Source organism: Austwickia chelonae NBRC 105200 (genome assembly GCF_000298175.1).
Taxonomy (GTDB): domain Bacteria; phylum Actinomycetota; class Actinomycetes; order Actinomycetales; family Dermatophilaceae; genus Austwickia; species Austwickia chelonae.
On record NZ_BAGZ01000001.1, the window covers coordinates 192,124 to 215,074 of the forward strand.

Annotated in this window: 12 protein-coding genes; 3 read left to right on the top strand and 9 right to left on the bottom strand. The window is 66.9% G+C overall.

Annotated elements, in window-relative coordinates; all coding sequences use genetic code 11:
• Nucleotides 1–27 precede the first annotated feature (27 nt).
• Entirely contained in the window at nucleotides 28–2,502 is a 2,475-nt protein-coding gene (gene xdhB, locus AUCHE_RS00875) for a xanthine dehydrogenase molybdopterin binding subunit (protein WP_006501364.1), read from the bottom strand.
• Nucleotides 2,499–3,923, bottom strand: coding sequence for a xanthine dehydrogenase small subunit (locus AUCHE_RS00880; protein ID WP_006501365.1), 1,425 nt, complete (start codon nucleotides 3,921–3,923; stop codon nucleotides 2,499–2,501). The genes xdhB and AUCHE_RS00880 overlap by 4 nt, the downstream gene beginning before the upstream one ends.
• A gap of 210 nt (nucleotides 3,924–4,133) precedes the next feature.
• On the opposite strand from AUCHE_RS00880, the gene AUCHE_RS00885 reads away from it, so the two are divergent.
• Nucleotides 4,134–5,015 carry a hypothetical protein gene (locus AUCHE_RS00885; protein WP_006501366.1) on the top strand — a complete coding sequence of 294 codons (882 nt, stop codon included), beginning with the start codon at nucleotides 4,134–4,136 and terminating at the stop codon, nucleotides 5,013–5,015.
• A gap of 45 nt (nucleotides 5,016–5,060) precedes the next feature.
• Here AUCHE_RS00885 and AUCHE_RS00890 read toward each other — a convergent pair whose 3' ends face one another.
• Nucleotides 5,061–6,164, bottom strand: coding sequence for a branched-chain amino acid aminotransferase (locus AUCHE_RS00890; protein ID WP_006501367.1), 1,104 nt, complete (start codon nucleotides 6,162–6,164; stop codon nucleotides 5,061–5,063).
• A 169-nt stretch (nucleotides 6,165–6,333) separates the two neighbouring features.
• A complete protein-coding gene (locus AUCHE_RS00895; protein WP_006501368.1) occupies nucleotides 6,334–7,404 on the bottom strand; it encodes a 3-isopropylmalate dehydrogenase in 1,071 nt (356 codons plus the stop codon).
• A 464-nt stretch (nucleotides 7,405–7,868) separates the two neighbouring features.
• Between AUCHE_RS00895 and AUCHE_RS00900 the strand changes: the two genes are divergently transcribed.
• The gene (locus AUCHE_RS00900) at nucleotides 7,869–8,861 is read left to right on the top strand and encodes a hypothetical protein (RefSeq protein WP_006501369.1); all 993 of its coding nucleotides are present in this window, start codon (nucleotides 7,869–7,871) and stop codon (nucleotides 8,859–8,861) included.
• Here the strand turns inward: AUCHE_RS00900 and AUCHE_RS15365 are convergent.
• The 5 genes from AUCHE_RS15365 to AUCHE_RS00935 form a co-directional block, all read right to left on the bottom strand.
• Nucleotides 8,858–11,197, bottom strand: a complete 2,340-nt coding sequence (locus AUCHE_RS15365) for a transglutaminase-like domain-containing protein (protein WP_006501370.1) — start codon at nucleotides 11,195–11,197, stop codon at nucleotides 8,858–8,860. The two genes, AUCHE_RS00900 and AUCHE_RS15365, sit on opposite strands and share 4 nt — an antisense overlap.
• On the bottom strand, nucleotides 11,194–12,483 hold the full coding sequence (locus tag AUCHE_RS00915; protein WP_006501371.1) for a DUF58 domain-containing protein: 1,290 nt from the start codon (nucleotides 12,481–12,483) through the stop codon (nucleotides 11,194–11,196). The genes AUCHE_RS15365 and AUCHE_RS00915 overlap by 4 nt, the downstream gene beginning before the upstream one ends.
• A 1-nt stretch (nucleotide 12,484) precedes the next feature.
• Nucleotides 12,485–13,501, bottom strand: coding sequence for an AAA family ATPase (locus AUCHE_RS00920; RefSeq protein ID WP_052024733.1), 1,017 nt, complete (start codon nucleotides 13,499–13,501; stop codon nucleotides 12,485–12,487).
• A 37-nt stretch (nucleotides 13,502–13,538) separates the two neighbouring features.
• Nucleotides 13,539–19,682, bottom strand: coding sequence for an Ig-like domain-containing protein (locus AUCHE_RS00925; protein ID WP_006501374.1), 6,144 nt, complete (start codon nucleotides 19,680–19,682; stop codon nucleotides 13,539–13,541).
• A 1,278-nt stretch (nucleotides 19,683–20,960) separates the two neighbouring features.
• The gene (locus AUCHE_RS00935; protein WP_006501375.1) at nucleotides 20,961–21,470 is read right to left on the bottom strand and encodes a phosphoribosyltransferase; all 510 of its coding nucleotides are present in this window, start codon (nucleotides 21,468–21,470) and stop codon (nucleotides 20,961–20,963) included.
• Between the two features lie 446 nt (nucleotides 21,471–21,916).
• Between AUCHE_RS00935 and AUCHE_RS00940 the strand changes: the two genes are divergently transcribed.
• Nucleotides 21,917–22,720, top strand: coding sequence for a hypothetical protein (locus AUCHE_RS00940; RefSeq protein ID WP_006501376.1), 804 nt, complete (start codon nucleotides 21,917–21,919; stop codon nucleotides 22,718–22,720).
• Nucleotides 22,721–22,951: the final 231 nt, after the last annotated feature.

Genomic DNA, 22,951 nt, shown 5'->3' on the forward strand with positions numbered 1-22,951 from the left:
CTATCCGACCCGGAGGTGGCCGCGTCCTCAGCGCAGCACCGGCACCTCCTGCGCGCTGGGGCGCAGATCCTCGCCGACCTCCCCGCCCGTCGGGGCGACCTCGCTCGAACAGGAGATCCTGGCCGCCGCGACCTCCGCTGACCCGGCGGCGGCTGCCTCCTGCGCCGCCCAGAAGACAGCCTCCGGCGTCGCCGGCAGCGGCAATGTCTGCTCCCGACCGGACGGGCCGAAAGAAGCACAGGCCTGACGCAACGCCTCACGGACACTGATCGCCAGGGTCAACGGCGGTTCCCCGACAGCCTTGGACCCGTAGACCACGCCGGTCTCGGTGGCCCGTTCCAGGAAGTCGACACGGAAGATCTCAGGCAGCTCACCCATCGAAGGGATCTTGTAGGTACTCGCCCCCGAGGTGAGCAGACGACCGCGCCCCGCCCCGGGACTGCTGTCCCAGACGAGTTCCTCCATGGTCATCCACCCCATGCCCTGGACGAACCCGCCCTCGATCTGGCCGCGGTCGATCACCGGTGACAGGCTGTCGCCCACGTCGTGCAGGACATCGACCCGAAGAACCCGGTGCGCACCGGTGAAGGCGTCGACCTCGACCTCCGCGCAGGCCGCGGCATAACTGAAGTACTTGAAAGGCTCCCCCGTCATCGTCTGTTTGTCCCAGTGCAGCCCGGGAGTCCGGTAGAAACCGGCAGCCCACAACTTCGTCCGCCGTAGATAGGCGTCACCGGCCACCGTGGCGAAAGACACCGCCAGCTCCGGATGACCGGCGGGAAAGACCGCGCCGTTCTCGAAACAGACGTCCTGCGGTGAGACCCCCAGCGCCCCGGCCGGCACCGTGCGGGCCCGCAGACTCTCCACCGCGACCTCGGCCATCCTGATACGGATCTGATCACAGGCGTTCTTCACCGCGGCGCCGTTCAGGTCGGCGCCGCTGCTCGCCGCCGTCGCAGAGGTATTGGGCACCTTGTCGGTCCGGGTCGATGCCAGCCGGACCGCCGACGCGGGGACACCCAAGGCCGTCGCCGCGACCTGGATCATCTTCGTGTGCAGCCCCTGCCCCATCTCGGTGCCCCCGTGGGTCACCATCACCGAGCCGTCCCGGTAGACGTGGACGAGGGCTCCGGCCTGGTTGAAGGGGGTGAAGTTGAACGAGATCCCGAACTTCTGCGGAGTGACGGCAATGCCCCTTCTACGGTGCCGATGAGTCCGGTTGAACTCTGCGACCGCAGCCGAACGTGCCTCGAAATCAGCGCTCTGCAGAAGCTGTTCCCAGATGACATCCATGCGTTCGGGATGACGCACCGTCTGCCGATAAGGGGTCTGTTCGCCCTCCCGGTAGAAATTCCGCCTCCGCAGCTCGACGGCGGGCAGGCCCAGGCGTGGAGCACATCGACCGATGATGTCCTCGATCACCACCATGCCCTGCGGCCCGCCGAAACCACGGAAAGCAGTCTGCGAGGTCTTGTTGGTCCGGACGATACGACCACTGACCCGCACGTCCGGGATGAAATAGGCATTGTCGATATGACAGAGCGCCCTGGCCAGCACCGGTTCGGACAGATCCAGGCTCCACCCTCCGTCCGCGACGAGAGATGCCACCAAAGCGGTGATCCGACCCCCTTCGTCGAAACCGGCCTCCCACTCGGCCCGGAAAGGGTGCCTCTTCCCGGTCATCGACAGATCCTGACTGCGGTCGAGCCGGAGCTCGACCGGGCGCCCGGTGAGTGTCGCACCGAGGGCGGCCAGGGCCGCATAACCGTGGGGCTGGAATTCCTTTCCGCCGAACCCTCCTCCCATCCGCACACATTCGACGGTGACGGCATGGCTGGGGACGCCCAGGACGTGCGCAGTGATCTCCTGGGTCTCCGTAGGGTGCTGGGTGCTGGAGATCAGATGGAGCTGACCGCCCTCGTCGACCCGCGCGAAACTGACATGGGTCTCCAGGTAGAAGTGTTCCTGCCCGCCCAGGTCGGTGACCCCTCGGAAACGGTGCACGGATCGGGAGAGCGCACCCTCGGCATCTCCACGGGACATCACCAGCTCCCCGCCCTGGAAGCTCTCCTGCGCGAGGGCTTCCTCGAGGGTGACCACCGCCGGGAGCGGCTCGTAGTCGACCCGGACAGCCTGCGCACCACATCGGGCGATCTCCCGGGTCTCACCCAACACCCAGGCCACCGCCTGCCCGTGGAACATCACCTCGGTGGGGAACAGCGGCTCGTCGTGCCAGACCCCGGAGTCGTTGAGCCCGGGAACGTCCTGCCCGGTGAGCACCTTCCTGACCCCCCGGACGGCCAACGCAGATGCACAGTCCATGTCGACGATCCGAGCGTGGGCATAGGGCGAACGGACCGGGTAGGCGTGCAGGACCCCGGTGTACCGGCCGACCATGTCGTCGGTGAACAACGCGGAACCGGTGACATGGGCCCGGGCATCGGCATGGACGACGTCCTCACCGACGACAGCCTGCGGTGGACGTCGGAACAGCGAAGTCATGAGGCCATCTCCTGGGAGGTGAGCTCCGCGTGGAAACGTCGGAGCGACTGTTCGAGCATCGCGCTGCGATAGGCCGCGCTCGCCCGGGCATCGGTCAACGGGGTGCCTTCCTTCGCCAAGGCCGCGGCCGCGATATCGACGGTCTCTTCCGTCCAGGGCTGCCCGACGAGAAGTTCCTCGGTGGTTCGTGCCCGGATCGGAGTGGCCGCCACCCCGCCCAGCCCGATCCGAGCTGCGGCGACGGAGCCGCGGTCGAGGCGGAAGGCGAAGGCGACGGACACGCTGGAGATGTCGTCCACAGGACGTTTGGTGATCTTGTGGAAGGCCACCTGAGGTGCCAAGGGGCGGGGTATCCGCACCGAGGTGATGATCTCGTCGGGGCGACGGACGGTCTGGCGATATCCGAGGAAGTAGTCCCCCACCGGGACCTCCCGGCGTTCCTTCTGGGAGCTCAGGACGACCCGGGCGTCGAGGGCCAGCAGACAGGGCGCGCTGTCGCCGACCGGGGAAGCGGTACCGAGGTTGCCTCCGAGGGTGGCGGCATGACGGATGAGCGGGCTGGCGAAGCGGGGGAACATCTCGTCAAGGAGAGGTACTGCTCCCCCCAGTACCTCCTCGATCTCGCTCAGAGTCAGCCCGGCACCGATCTCGATGTGGTCGTCGTCGATGTGGATCCCGCGCAGCTCCGGTAGCGCGTCAACGGCGATGACCAGTCCGGGACGGCGGTGTCGGAGATTCTGATCCACGCCCAGATCGGTCCCGCCTGCACGGAGGGTGGCCTGCGGATACCGGGTGAGCAGGTAGAGCGCTTCTTCGAGGTTCGCCGGTCGGATGAAGGCTCCGTCGTGATCGGCGAGATGGACAGGCGCCGGGGGTGTCACCGGCTGTCGGAGGCGCTCGCGGACCGGGTCGTCCGGCGCGGGGAAACCGATCTGTCCGGCCGCATCGCGGATGGCCCGGTATCCGGTGCACCGGCAGAGATTCCCGCCCAGGGCGTGCAGGTCCACACCGTTCGCCTGCCCGTGTTGTCCCGGTAGCCGGCCGGCCCGGTAGTACTCACCGGCCAGGCTGGCCATGAATCCGGGGGTACAGAAACCGCATTGGCTGGCGCCGGCGTGAGCGAAGGTTTGCTGGACGGGGTGCTCCGTGTTGGCGCCGGCGAGCCCTTCGACGGTGATGACCTCGGATCCGTGGAGTGCGCCCAGGGTGACCAGACAGGAGTTGATGCTGTCCAGGCGGGCTTCCCCGGTAGGTGACTCACGGACCAGCAGTACGGCGCAGGCGCCGCACTCCCCTTCAGCGCATCCCTCTTTCGCCCCGGTGAGTCCGTGGGACCTCAGCCAGGAGAGCAGAGTGGTGTGGGGTCCGGCATCGGTCACCTCGTGGACGATGCCGTTGACCGTGATGCGCAGGTCTTCCATGGTTCCTCCGCTGTGGCGCGCGAATTCCTCGCGGCGGCCTCAGCAGCGAGGAGAAGGGTCGGGTCGGGTCTGTGGAGAGGAGACAGGGTCGCCCCTCCACGGACCGCCACGACGACTCTTAGGAGAGTAGATCTGACTAAGCCTATTGTTCAACCAATTTCGCGAGGTTGGATGAGCTGTTCCTCCCCACGAACGGTAAGGTCCTGCCCCGTGGAAGAGCTGCCCTACGCCCAGTGGCGCCATCGCGAGGAGACCCACACCCGACGAGTCGACACACTGGTCGACGGCCATCTGCACCGCCGCAGCCGCGGCCTCCGACACCCCGTCGAGGACTTCCTCTGGGTCTACTACCGACATCGCCCAGGAAAACTCCGACGGTGGCACCCCGGACCGAATGTTCTCCTGCACGACCCACAGGACTCCTCGGGACGTCACACCTGGCCCTACTACGCGCCCCATGCGGACGGATATCTCCTGGACGTCCCGGCCTTCCTCACCGCCCGCCGCGGCCTCGCCCAGGAGGTCCTCCGTCTTCTGCAGTCCACCGCATCCCGCCCGCCAGCCTTCTCCTGCTTCGGACTCCACGAGTGGGCCATGGTCTACGGCCTGTCCGACGGTGAACGACGTCACGAACAATTGCCTCTGCGGCTGGGCCAGGCCCGCACCGACCAGGTCGTCGAACAGTCGACGATCCGCTGCAGTCACTTCGACGCCTACCGCTTCTTCACCGACAGGGCACGCCCGCTCAACGAACTGCACCCCACCCGTGAAGGCCGTGACGACCAGGAACAACCCGGATGTCTGCACACCTCGATGGACCTCTACCACTGGGCCGCCCGACTCTCCCCCGCCGTACCCAGCGAACTGCTCCTGGACTGCCTGGAGATGGCGTTACGCGCCCGGCAGCTCGACATGCAGGCCAGCCCCTACGACGTGACCGGCTTCGGCCTGGAAGCCATTCCCGTCGAGACCCCTGCTGGACGAGCCGACTACGCCGCCCGGCAGCGAAGGATCACCGACGAAGCCGTTGCACTCAGATCCCGGCTGATCGCCGTCTGCGAACAGCTTCTCCACCCGCCCAGGACGTCCTGACCCGCGCCGGGTAAGCACCCCGGCTCCGGGCCAGGAAGCCACGGCTCAGACCAGACGGGTCATCCACCCACGAGAGTCCTCCACCCGCCCGTACTGGATGTCCAGCAGAGCCGTACGCAATTGCTGGGTCACCTCGCCGACCTGGCCGGGGTCGGCCGAACGTCGGTGGTCACAGGACCCGCCCTCCCAACGCAGCTCACCCACCGGGGTGATGACCGCCGCCGTCCCGCAGGCGAAGATCTCGGTGATCTCGCCGCTGGCGGCACCGTCCTTCCACTCCTGGATGGGGATGCGCCTCTCCTCGGGAGACATCCCCAACTCGCTCGCCAGCTGCAGGATCGATCGACGGGTGACTCCGGGCAGGATGCTGCCGGTCAGCTCCGGGGTGACGATACGACCATCCCGGTACACCAGGAAGAGGTTCATCCCCCCGAGCTCCTCGATATAGCTGTGGGTCCCCGAGTCGAGGAAGACAGCCTGGTCACAGCCGTGCTGGGCACCCTCCAACTGCCCGGCCAGCGAGCTGGCGTAGTTGCCGCCGCACTTCGCAGCCCCCGTGCCGCCCGCTCCGGCGCGGGCGTACTGGGTCGACACCCACAGGTTCACCGGCGCAAGACCTCCGGAGAAGTAGGCGCCCGCCGGGGAGGCGATACAGCAGTAGGTGACCTCCCGAGAAGGACGCACTCCCAGGAAGGCCTCGGAGGCGTACATGAAAGGACGCAGGTACAGGCTCGTCTCGCCGGTGCCCGCTGCCGGCACCCATTCGTGATCGGCGGCCACCAGTGCGCGCAGGGAGGTGATGAAGTCCTCGGTGGGCAGATGGGGCAGTGCCAGCCGGAGCGCGCTCTGTTGCATCCGCTCGGCGTTCGCCTCGGGGCGGAAGGTCCAGATGGATCCGTCGGCATGCCGGTAGGCCTTCAGGCCCTCGAAGATCTCCTGGGCGTAGTGCAGGACGGCGGCGGCCGGGTCGATGGCCAACGGTCCGTAGGGCACCACCGCGCCGTCGTGCCATCCTTCGGCGCTGGTCCAGCGGGCCAGGACCATGTGGTCGGTAAAGTTCTGTCCGAAGCCGGGATTGCCCAGGACGTAGGCACGCTGTTCGTCGGTGGCCCGTTGGGGATGTTCCTGGGTGGTGAAGGCGAGTGTCATGGCCGGGTCCTTGTCGTCATCGGGACGTGAGGGGCAGGGGTGCCGCCGCTGTTCGGGGTGTGCACCTTCGCTCCTGGGCAGGTTAACGCGCGAGGGTGCGTGATGTCCGGCATGATCCTGTGTGCCGGGGCGGGGAACCTTGTGGGTCGGGGGTGCTCTCCGGAGCGGTTCAGGTCAGGAGCCGGACGATCGCGTCCCCGATCTGTGCGGTGCTGCGCGGGCCGAGCCGGGGACGCTCGGCGAGGTCGGCTGCGACGGCGGATTCGACGGCGGCAGCGGCTTCCCTGTATCCGAGATGGGTCAGCATCATGGCGCTGGAGAGAATCGCTGCGGTCGGGTCGGCCTTTCCCTGGCCGGCGATGTCGGGGGCGGATCCGTGGACCGGTTCGAACATGCTGGGCGTGCTGCGTGTCGGGTTGATATTGCCGCTGGCGGCCAGTCCGATGCCGCCGGTGGTGGCGCCGGCGAGATCGGTGATGATGTCGCCGAAGAGGTTGTCGGTCACGATGACGTCGAAGCGTCCGGGGTCGGTGACCATGAAGATCGTGGTGGCGTCGACATGCTGGTAGGCCCATTGGACGTCGGGATATTCGGTGGCGACTTCTTCGACGGTGCGTCGCCACAGCTGTCCGGCGTGGGTGAGCACGTTGTGCTTGTGCACCAGGGTGAGATGTCGCCGTGGCCGTCCGTGGGCGGTGTCGAAGGCGTAGCGCACCACGCGTTCGACACCGTGTCGGGTGTTGATGCTGGTCTCGGTGGCGATTTCGGCGGGGGTGCCGACGCGGAGCGCGCCTCCGTTGCCGACGTAGGGGCCTTCGGTTCCTTCGCGGACGACGATGTAGTCGATCCCTGCGGGGGCGACACGCGGGATGTCGAGGGGGCTGTCCGCACCGGGGAGAAGTTTGGCCGGGCGGAGGTTGACGTAGTGGTCGAGGGCGAATCGCAGGGTCAGCAGGAGTTGTCGTTCGAGTAGTCCGCTGGGCACGGAGGGGTCGCCGATCGCGCCGAGAAGGATGGCGTCGTGGTCGCGTAGTTCCCGGAGGACCTCGGCGGGCAATGCTTCGCCGGTTTTCTGCCAACGGCGGGCTCCGAGGTCGTACTCGGTGGCATTGATGCGGGGACCCAGGCCGTTCTCCGCGAGTGCGTCGAGGACCGATCGCGCTTCGCGGACGACTTCGGGGCCGATGCCGTCGCCGGGGATGCAGGCCAGTTCGACGGCGTCCTGTGCGACATCCTTCATAGGTAAGGACGCTAGCGGCTCATCTTGCATAATAGGACCCTCATCTCATTCAATGAGAATTACAGGGAGGCGCACCCTCCCCGGACAACCCGGACCCCGACCATCTCATCGGCAGGCAGACGGCTGGACCGAGCCCACCGAAGACCTGGACCGACCAGCCCCAGCCGGCACCACCGCAGGAGAAGCCCCACCACAGAGAGCGATATCATCACCAGTGGAACAAGGGGAGCCCTCCGTGCCTACACCACGCAGCACCACACCTCAGGTGACGACCAATCGGCCCAGCGCCCTACTCTTCGCTGGCGCAGCACACCACCGGACGGACCACCACCGATCCGGCCACAGGTGTACAGCCACCTTCGCCCTCCCCCGCCTCGACGCCGGCATCCACCCCCCTACACCAGCCGACGACACCGGGCCAGCGACACTGCGCACCGCGACCGGCCCGGCACACCGCTCCCCCGATGAACGATGAACAGACCGAGGCCTCCCGGGCACCCTATGACCTCGCTCAACTCGACGAGCTCTACCTGCAGGGAGAGATCTCGCCCACCCAGTACTGGGCCTTGCAACGCAAGCTCCTCCACGATGTGACCCTGTCCCAACGGTTCACCACCCCACCGCCCTACCTGGACCCCTACCCGCCACCGGCAGAGGCCGAGTACCACGACCCCTACCCGGCCGCCTCCGCGGACCAGTACCCACCCGTCGAGGAACACCCCCCACCCCACGCCCTCCGGTATCCCGACGCACCCCCTCCGGACCCGTACCGAGATTCCTACCAGGACCCTTACCCGGAACCCTGGTACGACCCCTACCCTGACCACGCCTCCTACCAGGAGATCCCGCAACAGCCCCCCGCCGAACACCACCCGCAGACCTACCAGGACTCGTACCGGGACCCCTGGTACGACCCCTATCAGGACTACCCAGCGCACCCGGACCAGCCGGAGCCGGCCGACCCGTACCAGTGGGAATCTCAGGAAAACCCCTGGGAGCGACACCCCGGACCGGACGACAGCTACACCCCCCACCCGCCGGAGCACACCCCCTACCGGGACGACACCACCGGGTACCGCTCAGAGCACTACCCAGACACCTACCTCGACTACGAACAACACGGATTCCTCCCCCCGGCCCCCTTCTCCCGGCCAGAGGAATCCGTCCCCTACTCGCCACGTCTCCTCCCCGGCCTCGACCAGGAACCCCTGCACAGCCCGCCACCGATCGGCGAATCCCCAGCCACCAGAGCCGCACGCCGAGCCGCCCGCACCGGCGAGATCCCCTCCCGGACGACCCGACGAGAACGTCGGACCAGCGCCGCCGAAAGCGTCTACGCACCCACCAAAGGCGCCGTCGACCTCTTCGACACAGACGTTCCCGAAGGAGGCCTACGCCGTCGACGCCGACGGAAACGCCCCTGGTGGTGGTGGCTCTGGCCCTTCGGACGCCGCTAACCCTGGATCCGCAAGGAATACACCGAGGACGGGCGCAGCCCCTCCGCACCTTCCCGAGTACGCCACCCCGGCAACAGCGAGCGCAGACTGCCCGCGAGCAACAACCGCCGCCACCACGGCAGACCCACCGCCAACAGTCGATGCTGCTCCATGACCTCACGCCAGACCGCGGACACCTCCTCCTCCCCGACCGGGTGCGGACCGTAATGCATCGCATCGATCCGCGCAGCCAACCCCAGAAGAGACGGCTCGCCCGTCAAACGGGCCAACTCGCGACGACTCACCCCCAGCGGTGGAGACATCCCCCGGTCGACGAGGCGGTCGACCACCTCGTCCCAACCGGCGCAGACCGCAGCCGTCGGCGCACGCTTCTGCCGGGCCGAACGACGCCCGCCCTTCACCGCCATCACCGCACCGACGAAAGCCAACCACAACAGCGGCGGCCCCAGGATGATCGCGCCGGTCACCCTGGCCCACAGCGGGACATCGATCCACCACTCGCTCACCGGTGTCGAACGACGATCGTGACCGCCCAAAGACGCATCCGACGCGAACGGATCCTCCGAGCTCGGCCGACGAGCCGTATTCGGCGGCGGAACCACCGCAGCCGACGCCCCCTGGACGTCCTCCTCCGGGATGGGCTTGGGCTTCTTGTCCCGCGGCGGCACGATCTGGTCGGGCCCCAATTGCACCCAGGCATCCTCGACCGCCACCTCGATCCAGGCCCGGACCTCCCGTCCGCGCAAGACACCGGACGAATCCGGCACCCCACCCACGACGACCCGAGCCGGGAGACCCAGGCTGTTCGCCATCAAAGCCACCGCGCTGGCGTACTGCTCGTCGTCCCCAGCCGGTTCGGTAGCACTGAGGAGAGCCTCGATCCGACCCACACCGTGCCCGGGCAGCACCGGACGCTCCGCGCCCGTATCACCATCGGAATACGCACCGGTCGAACGCAGATGTTGCGCCGCCGAGCGCAACCGCTGCCACGGGTCCGAAGAAGGACCACCCCACCGGGCCACATAGGACGACACCGCCTGGAACCGGGAAGCATCGGTCAACGCGCCCTTGGTCGCCGGCAGAGTGTCCGGCATCGCATTCCCCGGCAGACGAGCAGACTGCACCGTCTCCTCGCCCCCTCGAATCCCCCCGGAGACCAGGACAGCGCCCGTGGACACATTGACCCGACTTGCCTCGCTCAACGCCTCACGCCGGTCGCCGGCATAGTCCAAAGAGGTCAGCGACCCCGCCGAAGGGATCCAGTCCCGCAGATAAGGATCCTGGGCGTAGGCGTCCTCCACCCGGATGCGGTATTCCGTCGACGGTCCCCCGATCTGCGCCGGAATCGCCGTACCGACCTTCCAGAAAGCACCCGCCCCCGGCCGGGCCACCCCGGGCAGGCCACAGGCGTCCCACACCGTGCCGGTGAAACAATCCAGCACCGCGAAACGGACCGGAGCGTCCTTGGGCAGCCCGGACACCTGCACCAACGCCTTGTCCGCCAAGGCCTCGCCCACCGGACGAAAACGCCGGAACCCGGCCAGGACGCTGGCTTTCGCATGGTCGGTCACCGGCGGCACCATCCGCTCCCGCAACGTCTCCCGGGGGCCGCCCGACGAGGTCATCGCCTGGGCAGCGGGAGCCGCCAGCATCCCGGTCACCATCAGAAGTGCCGCACCCGCAGCGAACTGCGCCGCGCCGACCGGGCGGTTCGAAGCCACCAGACGCGAAGCACGGATACCCGCCCACAACGCCGCGCCCAAGATCAGGATCAACCCGCGCAGCACCGCCCCGGACGAGGACGAGGTCCCCAACAAAGCCGCCAATGCGGCAGTCGTCCCGACCAGCCCCAGAACCGGACCCGAACGGAGCCAGGTCCGAGCCGCCGCAAAAGTCAACAGACCCGACACCAGACCCATCAGCCACGGCAGCGCCGCCATCGGCCCGTCCTGCGCCACCGGAGGCAAAGTGGTCAACAGGTCGTGCCACCCACCGAAAGCCACCTGAACGGCTCGCGTCCACGCCCCCGGCGACAACGGGCCGTCGTCCGCGCCGCGGGCACCGAGAAAAGGAGCGACCGCGAGATATACCAACACGACGCCCAGCGCCCGAGACGCAATACGCATCCACCGAGGCACGGGCAGGGACCGGCACAGAGTGTCCAGACTGACCCCGATCAGCACCCCGGCCCCACCTGCCAAGAGCGCCAACGGCCCGTCGAAGGTTCCGACGAAACCCCCCAAGGCACAACACAACAGCAGAACGGTCATCACCGCGTCCACCGTCGCCTCACGCTCGGCCAGACCCATCGCCAGACGATCCAGAGCAGACTTCACAAGGTTCCCTCCCGCACCAACATCGGCAGATCCTCAACCCGACCGATCACCATCGCCGAAGCCCCCGGGAAAGTCGACAGCCCCGGCTGGTGCCCGGGATGCACCCGCAGGATGACCGGACGCACCGACGCCGGCAACAAGGAAACCCCCAGACGCAGATCATCATGGTCGGTCTGCGGACCCACGACGAAGACCACCAGGCTCATCTGCGGTGCCGCGGTCATCAAACGCACCACCGACTCGGACAGCCGCTCCGACCCGACCTCGACCTGAGCGAATCCGTCCAACAGGATCGGCAGGGGCGCCGCATGGATCAGCCGGCCCCCCGCGGCCACGCTCACGTCCAATTCGTCCCGGCATGCACGCACGGCCAAGGAAGCCGCAGCCTCCAAGGACATCTCCACGTCCTCCGGATCCGGATAATGCTCGGCGTCGACGTCCACGACCAAACCCAGATGAGAACGCCTCGTGTCGTAATACTGCTTGACCAGCAAGGACTGAGTTTCCGACGGCCCCACCGAGCCCGACCGAGCCGTAGCCTTCCAATGGACGTGGCGGCGGTCGTCCGCCGGCACGTACGGCCGTACCGTGTGGAAATCCAGGTCGGACGGCGACGGATCCGTGGTCGACCGTCCCTCGAGGTCCCGGATCATCCCCGCGTCCAAGGCCGGCAGCGGAACCGTATGCGGATGCACGAAGAGCTCACAGACCTCCGTCCAGGTCCGTTCCCGACGGACCAGACCGAACGGATCACCCGAGATCGACTGGGCCGGACCCACCCTGACCACGCCACGTTTCTCCGTGGTCACCGAATACTGCTCCACCTGAACAGCACCCACCGCGCCACCGACATAGAACCGCCCGCGGCCCATACCCACCGGAAGCTCCACCACCGTCGGCAGCCGACGATGTCGACCGACCCTGCGCAGCAGCATCTCGCCTCCGGCGGTCTCCCCTGCCGTCACCCGTGTCGGGGACAAGGACAACGAGACCTCCATCCCCCCCTGCAGCAACGACCAGGCCACCGAGAGAGCCACCAGCACGAAACCGGCCACACACATCGCCCCCGCCTCGGCCCACCCGGTGGACAGCCACACCATCCAGGACAGGAAAGAAGCCGCAAGCACCGACCAGCCCAAAGAGGTCACCGGACGCAGGACCCGCACCATCGGAGCCGCCCACCGACGAGCCGTCCTACCGTACGGACCGTCCACAACCGCAGCACAGGCCGATACCACCTGCGTCCGGATCCGGCCGACCGTCGCAGGAACGCGGGGAAGAACCATGTCAGCTCCGATCGGACCCGCGGGACCCGCCGTCGGGAACCGGAACCATCTCGAAGACCTGATCGATGACGGCCTCCACCGACACCCCCTCGAACTGGGCCTCCGCATCCAACAGCAACCGATGGCTCAACACCGGTACAGCCAGTTCCTTGATGTCGTCCGGGATCACGAAGTTCCGCCCCTGCGAGGCGGCCCACGCCTTGGCACAGTGCACGTACGACAAGGCCCCACGCACCGACATCCCGACCCGGACGTGCGGAGTCACCCGCGACTGTTCGGCCAGCTCCGTGACATAGTCGATGATCTCGTCAGCGACATACACCCGCTGGGCGACGTCGACCAGCTGCCCGACCACGTCACCCGTGATCACCGGACGCACCGACTTGGCGCGATCCCGCTCGGCCCGGCCCCCCAACACCTGCCGCATCGCCGCCCTATCCGGATAACCGACCGACGTCTTCATCAGGAAACGGTCCAGCTGAGCCTCGGGCAACCGGTAGGTACCGGCCTGCTCGATGGGGTTCTGCGTAGCGATCACCATGAAAGGGGTCGCCATCTCGTGGGTGACACCGTCCACGGTGACCCGGCCCTCACCCATCGCCTCCAAGAGCGCGGACTGGGTCTTCGGGCTGGCCCGGTTGATCTCGTCGGCCAGCACGATGTTCGAGAACACCGGGCCCTGGTGGAACTCGAAGACCTGCTTGGCCGGATCGAAGATCGACACCCCCGTCACATCGCCGGGCAGCAGATCCGCGGTGAACTGGATGCGGTGGTGCTCGCCCTGGACGCTCTGCGCCAAAGCGCGGGCCAAACTGGTCTTGCCCGTCCCGGGGAGATCCTCCAGGAGAAGATGCCCACGAGCCGCCAGACAGGTCAGCGTCAGGTCGACCACATGGCGCTTGCCCAGAACCGCTTCGGCCACATTGGTCGCCAAGGCGTCGAAGGTCTTCTGGAACCAGCTGATCTCGTGGGACTGCGCCACCGTTCTGCCCTGATCGGCTGAGTTTTTCCTGTTCATCACGTGTTCCGTCTCCTCACGGCGGTGATCTGGCCCGTCAGGGCTTGGTGGGAAGGGTGGTCGGCGGGGAGCTGACTCCCCCGTCGTTACCGCCACGGTCACACGTAGCGATGACGACATCACGCGCCTGGGCCCTCAACCGGTCCGGCGGTATCGCTGCCGTCCCACGCCCTGACGTGTCCGTCGCCACATTCACATCGGCCGAGGCCGACCTGGTCCGATTGGTCACCGTGCAGACCACGGTGGCGCTGGGCGCCATCCCGGCCACGTCGATCGTCACCGGGATCGGCGATGTCGACCCCGCTCCGGTCAGCGCGACCTTCGCCTGGCTGGTCTCGACCGCAGCCTTGGCCGTCCGATTGCCCTTGGGCGTGGTCAGCACCGCCGTGACGGTGACCTTCTGCGCATAACCCACTCGGACGGTCTGCTTCGCCGCCCAGGCGTCGCCGGCTCCGGTGGTGAACTGCTGGCTGCTCACCGTACGGCCGCCGGCCACCACCGTCACCGTCAGAGAGCTCCCCGCCGGAGCGCCCGGCGTCGACACCTCGTAGCCGATCGACGGCCCGCTGGCACCGACCTTCACCTTGACGTCCGAGTTCTGCTCCCCCTTGATCGGCACCGTCAGAGGTGCAGAACATTGCGTCCTGGACCCCTGATTACAGGCCGTCAGGGTCACGGTGAGGGCGCCGGGCACCGGTTCCAAGGTCCGGGTGACCTTCTCCGGAGCGGAGAAATTCCACGGCGACCCGGAGCAGGACGCCGTTCCCAGCAGGCATTGCACCGTGACCGGTTTGGTGGCGCGGGGGGAGGTGAAGGTCAACAGGACCTTGCCCTGCGGGGTGCGCTCCGCGCTGACATCGGTCGGCTGACCGGGGCCACCCTCGGCGACGATCGACGCCGAAGGCCCCGGATCCGAGGAAAGACCTGCCCCGTTGGTCGCCGTCACCGAGTAGGCGTACTCGCCACCGTCCGACGGAACAGTGTCCTTGCAGGAGATCATCCCCGTCGAACAGACCGTGGTCGTTCCCGACGGGCCCGTCCGGGTCACTGTATAGGTGAGCGGCTGCGGCCCGTTCGGCAACACCGGGGTCCAGGAGATCGCCACCCGGGCGTTGCCCTTCCCGTCGGCGACCGCCGACAGCAGAGGGGCACCGGGGGTACGCGGTCTTCCGGCCGCCTGGCCGGTCACCGTCACCGGCTCACCCGGCCCGACCTGGTTGACCGCCACGATCGTCAACGAAACCGGCCCGGCGGCGTCCAAACCTCGCACCACCACCTGGGTCGCCGCAGTAACCATGCGTCCTCCCGGCCAGGTCACCACGTACGAGGTCACCGGCGACCCGACGGACTCCGGAGGCGACCAGGCCAGGACCAAAGATCCGGCCTCGCCCTGAGCGACCCGGGCATCACGCACCGGGCCGGGACGAGCGTCGACCAGCACCGGGGCAGAGACCGGACTCTCCGGCCCCCATCCCACCGAGTTGTGCGCCTTGACCCGGAAGGGGAAGGACGCCCCGTTACGGAGCCCCGAGATCGCACAGGGCACTGTCGCGCAGTCCTGTGTGCCCCCTGGCCATGACACCTGGTAACGATCGATCGGAGATCCGTTGTTATTCGGCACCGCCCAGGTCAACACCACCGCTCCGCTCTGCGGAGGCCCTGATGGAGCCGGTGTCCCCGGCGCGTCCGGCGTCCCGATCACCCGGACGGTGATGGTGCCTCGTCCCTGACGATCGGACCGCGACCGGTCCGACACATCGGAGACCACCACGGAGAAGGTCAGCACGCCCTTCGCGCCGGCGTCCGGTGTGATCGACACGTTCAGCCCGTTCACATCACGTCGTGCCCGCGATCCCCCGGCCTGTTCCAAGGAGACCACCGACAACCGAGGCGAGCTCAACGGCGACGAGATGTAGCCAGCCAAGTTCACCGATGCCGTCTGTCCTGCTGCGACACCGTCCAAGGTGATCGGAGCCAGGGTCGGCGGATGAGGGCTGCGCACAGTCACCGCCACCGTGGCGGGCTTCGCTTCCGTCCCGGGGACGCTGATCGACAGGGTCGCCCGCTGCCCTTCCCTGGCGTTCCCGTTCGCCGACAGAGCCACCGTGTGATTGTCCGGGTTGGACAGTTGCAGACCTGAGGTCTCTCCCGAGAGCTGTCCCCGGAAGCGCAGCTTCTCCGCGCCACCCGGTTTGGCTGTCCAGACGTGGCACAGAGCCATGACGTCGAACCGTTGTTCGGGGCCGCCGACGACCACGCCCAAGGTGGACGACGGGCACCTCAGCACCGGTGTCTCCGGCCCGACCTGGACCGGGATGGAGACCAGCGCAGCTTTGTTCTGGGCATCCGATCCGTCGGCATTCTCGCTGACCTGCAAGGAGATCGCAGCCGGTCCTACGTAGTCGGTCTTCGCGCTCACCTGGATCTGGGTGGCTTCCACCGCCTTCACGTCGAGCATCCCCTCCGGCGAGGAGGAGATCGCCGACCCCGGGACGACCGAGACCTTCTTACCTGCGGGATGCCGCACGTAGTCGGACAGGTCCACCTTGACGCTGCCGTTCTTGGGGACTTCGATCACCTTGTCAGGCGCAGGGTACGGCAGTCCCTGACCCGTCGCCGGAACCGTCAGCACCGCCATCGTCGAGGCACCTTCGCGGTCGGTCACCTCGTAGGCCACGAAACGCGGATGCGCGCCGAGCGGTACCGTCACCTGGCCGCCCTGCGCCGTGGCGTCCTGGGCGAAGACCTGGCTGACCCGCAGTCCAGACCCGTCGCCGTCCGGGTCACGGACCTTGTCGAGGACGTTGACGGTGACCGAGGTCTCGCCGTCCTTGACCGTAGCCTGGGTGTTCGCCGCCACCGGAGCCATCCGGTATCCCGCGCGCGCCCGCAGGGTGACGGTGGCCACGCTCGGCGTGCCCAGCCCGTTCGTCAGGGCGTATCGGAAGGTCACCGGTTGGGTCCCGGTGCCGATGGTCGCCTCGATGGGTCCGCGTGGCGAGTCGAGCTTGGCACCTTCGACGGCTGCGCCGTTGGTCTCCTTCAGGTCGTTGATCCGGACTTTGTCCCCGGTGGCGACCAGGTCGTTCGCCAGCGGGTCGAAGCGGACGGTAGCTCCGGGCTGGGCCACGATCGTGTCGTCCACGGCCATCGGCGGTTGCGGGTCTCCCGGAGGGACGACGGCCAGTCGTACGGTTCCGGTGCCGCGTTTCCCGTACTTGTCCTGTACGACATAGGAGAAGGAGTCGGTGCCGCCGGACATCGGGTAGGCCTGATAGGTCAAGGTTCCGGGGGTGAACCCCATGACGCGTCCCAGGGAGGGCGCGCTGGCGATGCCGATCAGGGCGACGGAGTCCCCGTCCGGGTCCACGCCGGTCGCGGAGATCTGGAGGGTGGTGGTGTCACCGGCGACGATCCGGCCCTCGATCTCCGGAGGCTCCGGTTCACGGTTCGGATTCCCCTGCCCTGGTTCGGGCTCGATCACCACGTGGGCCTGTCCTTTGGCTTCCAGCCCGGAGGAGTTCTGCACCAGGTAGGTGATCTGGACCGTCGTGCGGTTCTGGATCGTCTGAGGCGCTTGGAAGCGCACCACGCGGCCGGAGACATAGGCCGAACCGTGGTCGGTCGACTCCTTGCCGTCGACGGTCACGACCAGACGGCCGGGTGCCGGCGCGCCGGGCACGTCCTGCACGATCTCGAGTTGGGAGCCGCCCGGATCCTCGTCGTTGTCGAGCACCGGGATCGTGACATTGTCACCGACCCGTACCGTGGCGTGGTCCTCGGAGGTCACCGGCACGGACTGGGGCAGTGCCGGCAGCTGGGTGACGATGACCGACCCGGTGACTGCGCTGTTGGAGCCGTCCTCGACCGTGTACCGCACCACCTGTTGGGAGGGCGCGAGCTGAGGTTTCTTCGGCTGGATCCGCAGCCATCGTCCACGGACCACACCGACCTGCAACTGGCTCGGGTCGGCGGATTCGGCGCGGGAGACCGCGAGGATGCGCCCGGAGGGGCTGATGTCATTGGCCAGGGCGTCGACGGTGACCGCTCCTTGTCCGCGGACCACGGCCGTGTCCATGACGGCGATCGGCGGCGCGTCCTTCACGACCTGGGCGACGTCCACGCGGATGGTGGATTTGGCCATGGGTGCGCCACCGTAGATCACCCCGTAGGGAAGGAAGAAGGTTCCCGGGCGGGCAGCGGTGACGGTGACCGTGCCCTCGTTGCGGTTGGTCGTCACGGCCAGCCCTTCGGCCGAGGAGACGTCTCCGGCCAGTCGTAGGCGTGCCGAGGGGGTGGCCGGGTCCGCTCCGGGCAGGTCGTTGTCCAGCGGGCGGATCACGATCGGCCGACCCACTTGTCCGGAGACGAAGTCCGGCATCGCGGTGGGCGGGCTGGCGGTGGTCGCTCCCGGTGCCAGCACTTCGAGGTCGATACTGCCTTTGGCGGTGCTGTGCCCGTCGCTGACTTCGTAGGACACCTGTCGGTGGCCTTTGCCGGCCGCGGCCGAGATGTCGATATTGCCGTCTTTGGAGACGGAGACCTGCATGCCCTGGGCGGAGGCCGAGACCACCGATACCGGGTCGTTGTCCTTGTCGTCCCGCCAGTCGGCCAGCACGGGCACGGCGACGTGGCCGCCGCTGGGGACGGCGTAGGAACGAGGCTTGTGCCCGGCACGAAGATGAGGCGGCGCGTTGTCCTTGGGTGCACGTGCCTTGAGGGTGACCGGGGCCGAGGAGGAGAGCCCTCTCCCGTCGGTGATGGTGTAGGTGAAGTTCACGGTCCCGACGTTGTCGGGGACCACGACCTGCACACTCTGGCCGTCTGCCGAGATCGTGGTGCGGACGCGGGAGTCGCTCGGGGAGGACACCGAGGAGATCGCGATGACCGCCCCGCCGGGGTTGGAGTCGTTGTCGAGCAGGTGGAGCACGCTGGAGCGCCCCGGCCGGACCCCGTATTCGTCCGCGACGGCTTTGGGCGCCTTCGGCTGGTTGGAGGTCCGGTCCTTGTCGTCCTTGCCGGTCTTGCCTTCCTTGGTGGGTGGTTTGACCGTGGACCAGTTGTCGAGCCGTTTGCCGGTGGACAGGTCCCATACCGAGCCCCGGGCCACGTCGTTCAGCACCACGGAGGTTCCCCGTGCTCGTAGGTCGGGGGTCTGCAGCCCACCGTCGTCCTTGCTGAGTCGGACCTTCTTTGGCGCGTCTTCCCCGCATCCGCGGACGGCCACGGCCTGGGCCCCTGCCCATGCTGCGGCGACGCATTCGCCTTGACGCACCGGCCGTGCGGGATATCCGATGCCGTCGGAGGACAGTGTCCGGACCGCTCCGTCGGCCAGGGAGATCGCGAAGAGTTCCTTCGATCCGGCGACGAGCACCTCGTCGGCTTCGGGCCCGGGACGCTGGAGTACGGAGTCACCGGGGGTTCCCGGGAGAGGGACCCGTCGTTCGCCGGGGAGCACCACGACCCGTTGCTTGGGGTCGAGGACGACCGGACGGTCACCGACCGCGGTGACCCGGACGTCCTGGAGACGCCCGCCGAGGTCGATCTTCTTCACCTCGTCGTCGACCCCGGGGCGACGGGTCGAGACATGGCCCGATGTCGAGGCGACGTAGACCCGGCCGTCCAGTCCCACCGCCAGGTCCGACCGTCGTCCGGACTGGGAAGCACCCGCATCGGATCCGACGGAGAAGGAGGGTTTGGTCGCGGAGGTCAGACCGGAGACCGAAGCCTTGCCGTCGTGGTCGGCCTGGGCCAGCCGGACGTCCCCGGAGACGGGGTCGAGTGCGGCGACCGTCGTGCCTCCTGAGTCCATGGTCCAGGAGCTGGGAACTGCCACGCCTTCGTCCTCGAGCGCTTTGCCGCGGGTGAGGTCGACGGGGTAGGCGCGGCCGGAGGTGCGGTCGCGGGCGACGACGGCCGGCCCGGCCTGGAAGAGGTCGAGCTGGTAGGCGGCCTGGCGTTCTCCGGGTGGTGGGAAGGCTGCGTCGAGGGCTCCGTCGGGCAGGCTCACCCGACCGAACATGCCCAGGGAGTCGGCGGAGACCCAGACCGTGCCGTCGTCGGGGGTGACTCTGGTCTGGTCGTATCCTCTTGAGCGGACCACCAGCAGCACCGTCGCAGCCACGATCGTGACCACGCACACAGCTGCCAGGGCGCGCAGTCCCTTCGACCAGCGCGTCATTCTGTAAAACCCCCGATCAATACGGTGCAGACCAGAATATAAGGCCAGGCACCAGGCTCTGTTCGGGCAGGTGCTCCTCATGAGACCGGACTGGTGGCGGGCCGTGGAAGCATCGTCCGAAGGTGCAGATGCGGCAGAAGAATCCCCGCCGGATCAGGGGCGCAGGCCTGCACCCCGGAGGTTCTCGAAGTGTGGACACCCCTGAGCCTGTAGGTCATCGGCGAGCAAGCGTCCGGTGCCGGGATAAAACGGGGCACTCGTTGGGTCAGCTTTTCGAGAAACAGCGTGCGGGTTCTCGCACCACCAGGGAAATCCGGTTTTTCCTCGCCGGCTTATGGGCGTTCTCCTACCGCGGGCAGGAATGTGCCGCCCTCCTGCCTCGAACGAGGGGCACAAGTGCGCTCGGCCGGGTTTCGCGATATTTGCGAGGATGAACAGTGTTCCTCTCGGCGAAGGGGGAAAGTTGAGCAATGAATTAACTCCGTCGAAAGTAACGATTCAAGAACGGACCGGAACGCCCGGATGGAGATCCGCCGCCCTCTCCCGACCCGCTTCCGACGGCGAAGAAGGGATTGCCGAAGGCGCCCCTGTGGCGCTACCGGCAGTAACTGAAACTCACCCCACTCAGGGGACTCCCAGCCGGGAAGCTCTCGGAGCCGATTCACCCTTCCGCGAAGAGACCCACCGTCCACATGATGGACGGACCGCTCGGGCCTCCGACCCGTTCCGCCACCCCTCGAGGAAGCCTCGCATTCCCCCACCTGGAGAATCACCCCTCGGCCGGGTCGCATTCGCGCCACCCACACATACCGAGGGGCCGATATCACCAGAGTGATATCGGCCCCTTCAACTGCGGGATCAGCGTCAGGAATGACCTTGATCCCGCAGATCCATCGACTCCTGCATCGCGCGACGACATTCACGCACTTCTTCGCTCATGACCTTCATCTCCCTCGCTCTTATCCCCAGGGAAAGAGCACAGAACAATGGTTGTGAAAAATCGGCGGACCGGATGAAGTCCGCATCCACCCGTCCGTGGCGGAGGATGATCCGCGGCGACCAGGGCATGTCGCGAAGAGCATGGGTGAGCTCGTATCCGCGAGCAGGAATCAGACGTCCTGCACAAGGAGCATCGTAAGAAAACGGCTCCACCTGAGGAGTCCGTCCTCTCCCTGAGATACGACAATCGCACGAATCAGGAAGCTGCCATAGCTGGCCTCCGCATCAGAGACGAACAACATCTTCCCAGTTCAGAGGCTCAAAATGGGCTCGGCAGGCTCATCGATCGTTGTCGGAGAGCCGCACGATCGGCGGCTCCGCCGACCAGGGGAAGGTGATCCATCTCTCAGTCCGCTTCCACACGTAGTCCGATTTCACGAGCGACTGCGGCTTCTCGAAGAGCACGGCGACCCGCACCTCGGCGACATGGGGCCCACAGAAATCCCGGACCCGCTTGAGGGTTCGCCCGGTGTCCGCTACATCATCCACGATGAGGACCTTCTGCCCGGACAGATCCTGAGTCGCCGGCAGCGGCGGAAGAAACACCGGTTCCATCATTCGAGAATCGATTCCGGTATAAAATTCGACATTGATGATATGAAGCGCCTTGATATCCAAGGCATAACTAATGGCCCCCGTCGGAAGAAGACCCCCACGAGTGATCGACAGAATGATATCGGGAATGAATCCTGAATCCACCACGGTCTGGGCGAGTTCACGCGCCGCAACACCGAACGAATTCCAGGTCAAAATTTCACGTTCATGACTCACCCACCCATTCTGCCGCATTGGCGCCCCCTATCTCTTGACGAGATGACACCTATGGGTACAGGCTTCCCTCGCAACATATGTCGACATGCGGGTGTGACTCTGACCAGTCAGCAGTCAGGCCCGGCCCGCGGTGCCTCGGGGGAGGTACACCGATACCTGCGACTACGAAGGAGTCGACATCGTGAGACACGGTATTTCCGCAGATCACACCGTCGGCGTCGGTCTACGTGCCCAGGCACGTCCCGTCGTGTCCTCGTGTCCTCCCGTGGATCGTCCACACCGGCACGACCGGTGTCATTCGCCAATGACACGGAGATCCACCCCGGCCCAGGTCGTCCTCGCCAAGGAAGACCGGCCTCCCCGAGATATCGCCTCCCGCATGGATTCGGGCCCTCACGGCCCGGACGGGCTCGTCCCGACAGACCTGCTCGCGACGTTCATCTCGCATTAGAAAGGCAGGACCCATGCCTGCTCCCCTCCGCACCATCGCCGTCGTCGCGGTCGCCTCCACCACCATCGCCTTCGGTGGATCGGCTGCCTATGCCGCGCCCTTCGAGAACAAGCCGCAGGACTCCGCCGTCAAGGAGATGGAAGAACAGGGCGTCACCCCCGTCCACGACGAGTCCGGGAAACTCGTCGGATACTCCGTGAAGCAGGATGCCAGGGAGACCCTCGACAAGCTCTCCGAGGAGATCAAGCGCGAGGAGAAGCCGAAGGAGATCGTCAAGGATCTCGATGACGACTCCAAGAAGGCTCTGGAGAAGGTCGTCGAAGAGGTCAAGACCCAGGACGCCAAGAAGAACCCGGCCAAGGACATCCGCAACGAGAGCGCCGACCAGCGCAAGGAGCGCCTCGAGAAGGAGAAGGACGAACAGCAGAAGGCCCTCAAGGAGTTCGACGAGAAGGACAAGGACGCCGAGAGCAAGGACGTCAAGGAGGTCCTCAAGGCGGAGAGCGCCGGAGACATCTCCGAGGCGACCTTCGAGACCCAGGCCAGCAAGAAGGGCTCCAACTGGTGGCGGGTCGCCAAGTGCACCGCTGCCGTCGGGACCTTCCTGGCAGTGACGGTCTTCACCACGGCCAAAGCCGCCGGGATGGTCGCCAAGATCGCCTCCCTGGTCAAGACCCACGGGATCAAGGCTGTCGCCAAGCTGTTCACCGGCGGTGACGGAGCAGGCATGGGCAAGATCGGCGCCGAGATCCGCGACGCCGTCGCCAAGGAGAAGGCCGCCTTCCAGACCATGAAGAGCTGCTTCCAGAAGAAGTAGAAATACCCTGGAACGGACACGTCGGCGCCGGGAAAGTCGAAGCACTTCCCCGGCGCCGAACCGTGCAGGTCGCACACCGGTAGCCCACCCTCCCGACCGAAAACTTGGACCAACGTCCAATTTTCTTGATCAATCACGACGAATAGCTCTGTGATACTTGCTATTTCGGCGTACGATCAGGCCATTCGTAGCATCGTCCCGACGATGGGGCCACCGACTCCTCCTGCCCGG

Bases quoted from the DNA above. Each gene is read 5' to 3' on its own strand.
- xdhB (WP_006501364.1), bottom strand. From the start codon at position 2,502: ATGACTTCGCTGTTCCGACGTCCACCGCAGGCTGTCGTCGGTGAGGAC.
- AUCHE_RS00880 (WP_006501365.1), bottom strand. From the start codon at position 3,923: ATGGAAGACCTGCGCATCACGGTCAACGGCATCGTCCACGAGGTGACC.
- AUCHE_RS00890 (WP_006501367.1), bottom strand. From the start codon at position 6,164: ATGACACTCGCCTTCACCACCCAGGAACATCCCCAACGGGCCACCGAC.
- AUCHE_RS00895 (WP_006501368.1), bottom strand. From the start codon at position 7,404: ATGAAGGATGTCGCACAGGACGCCGTCGAACTGGCCTGCATCCCCGGC.
- AUCHE_RS00900 (WP_006501369.1), top strand. From the start codon at position 7,869: ATGAACGATGAACAGACCGAGGCCTCCCGGGCACCCTATGACCTCGCT.
- AUCHE_RS00915 (WP_006501371.1), bottom strand. From the start codon at position 12,483: ATGGTTCTTCCCCGCGTTCCTGCGACGGTCGGCCGGATCCGGACGCAG.
- AUCHE_RS00920 (WP_052024733.1), bottom strand. From the start codon at position 13,501: ATGAACAGGAAAAACTCAGCCGATCAGGGCAGAACGGTGGCGCAGTCC.
- AUCHE_RS00925 (WP_006501374.1), bottom strand. From the start codon at position 19,682: ATGACGCGCTGGTCGAAGGGACTGCGCGCCCTGGCAGCTGTGTGCGTG.
- AUCHE_RS00935 (WP_006501375.1), bottom strand. From the start codon at position 21,470: ATGCGGCAGAATGGGTGGGTGAGTCATGAACGTGAAATTTTGACCTGG.
- AUCHE_RS00940 (WP_006501376.1), top strand. From the start codon at position 21,917: ATGCCTGCTCCCCTCCGCACCATCGCCGTCGTCGCGGTCGCCTCCACC.